Annotated in this window: 1 protein-coding gene; it reads left to right on the top strand. The window is 36.8% G+C overall.

The window, feature by feature from the left end:
• Nucleotides 1-107 precede the first annotated feature (107 nt).
• A complete protein-coding gene (locus FHR85_RS14270; RefSeq protein WP_167264437.1) occupies nucleotides 108-1,460 on the top strand; it encodes an IS1182 family transposase in 1,353 nt (450 codons plus the stop codon).
• Nucleotides 1,461-1,574: the final 114 nt, after the last annotated feature.

Raw genomic sequence — 1,574 nt, 5'->3', positions numbered from 1 at the left:
TCAGGCTGTCGAGAAAGTCTCGGCAGCCTGATTTTTTTGCATAAACTTTAACAATTCACCGCGTTAATTTGATATAATAGAAGTATAATAACAAAGGCGGTGTAACAATGTTTAAAAGTAATAAAGAGCGTCAAATGGAGATTGAAATGGTCACCATTGATGAGCTTGTACCTGAAAATCATCTGTTACGAAAAATTGATCAGTACATTGATTTTTCTTTCATTCCCGAAAAAGTGCGTCCATATTATTCAGAGGATAATGGTCGACCTTCGCTCGATCCATTGGTGTTATTTAAAATGATGTTTATTGGGTATTTTTATGGCATTCGTTCTGAGCGAGAATTAGAACGACAAATACAAACAAATGTAGCTTACAGATGGTTTCTTGGATTAAATTTAACTGATCAAGTGCCCCACCATTCAACTATCAGTTGGAATCGTCGAACACGCTATAAAGATACAGATATTTTCCAAGAGATATTTGATGACATTGTGTTACAAGCCATGAACCACCGTATGGTGGGTGGTCGTGTATTATTTACAGATTCAACTCATTTAAAAGCCAATGCCAATAAGCGAAAATTTTCTAAACAAGAAGTAGAGGTAGAAACAGTAGATTATATCCATGATCTCAATGATGCCATTGAAAAGGATAGAACTGATCACGGAAAAAAGCCCTTAAAAAAGAAGGAAGAGGTGAAAAAGACTAAAGAAATTAAAGTTAGTGATACTGATCCTGAAAGTGGCTATTTATATCGTGAAAATAAACCTGAAGGCTTCTTCTACTTAGACCATCGCACAACGGATCTTAAATATAATATTATTACAGATGTTCATGTGACTGAAGGCAATATTCATGATTCCAAACCTTACTTAGAGCGGTTAGATCACCAGATCCAACGTTTCGGATTTGACGTAGAAGCTGTTGGTTTAGATGCTGGTTATTTAACGGTTCCTATTTGTCGTGGATTAGATGAGAGAAATATATTTGGGGTCATAGCACATCGTCGTCACAAAAGTCGAAAAGGTTTTCTACCAAAATGGAAGTATCAATATGATCCTAAAGAGGATAAATATACTTGTCCTGAAGGACATGATTTAATATACGCCACAACAGATCGAAAAGGGTACAGACAATATAAATCGAATCCAGAAGTTTGTAAGGATTGCCCTATTCTAGATCAATGCACCCAAAACAAAGATCATCAGAAAACGTTAACACGTCATGTATGGGAAGAAAGTAAAGAGAAAGTTCGCGAAAACCGGCTAACAAATGAAGGCAAATGGATATACCGAATGCGGAAAGAAAAAGTGGAACGTAGCTTTGCAGATTCGAAAGAATTGCATGGGCTGCGTTATTGTCGTTTGCGTGGAAAGGAAAATGTTCGAGAGCAAGCGCTTATGACAGCTGCTTGTCAGAACATGAAGAAGATTGCCCTCCACTTAGACCGTAGGGTCTAGGCGGAGGAGAGTCTTTTTCGTTATATATATCATTTTATTTTGATTTAGTAAGATTAATTACCCCTATAGAAATAAAAAAGCTTGCAGAAAAACCTGGGGTTTCTCTACAAGCTG

Source organism: Alkalibacillus almallahensis (assembly GCF_011761495.1).
Lineage (GTDB): Bacteria > Bacillota > Bacilli > Bacillales > Alkalibacillaceae > Alkalibacillus > Alkalibacillus almallahensis.
Note: the sequence above shows the minus strand (reverse complement) of the source record. Positions and strands in the feature narration are given on the sequence as shown.

What these genes read in the sequence shown, in the direction of transcription:
- FHR85_RS14270 (WP_167264437.1), top strand. Translation starts at nt 108, where the DNA reads ATGTTTAAAAGTAATAAAGAGCGTCAAATGGAGATTGAAATGGTCACC.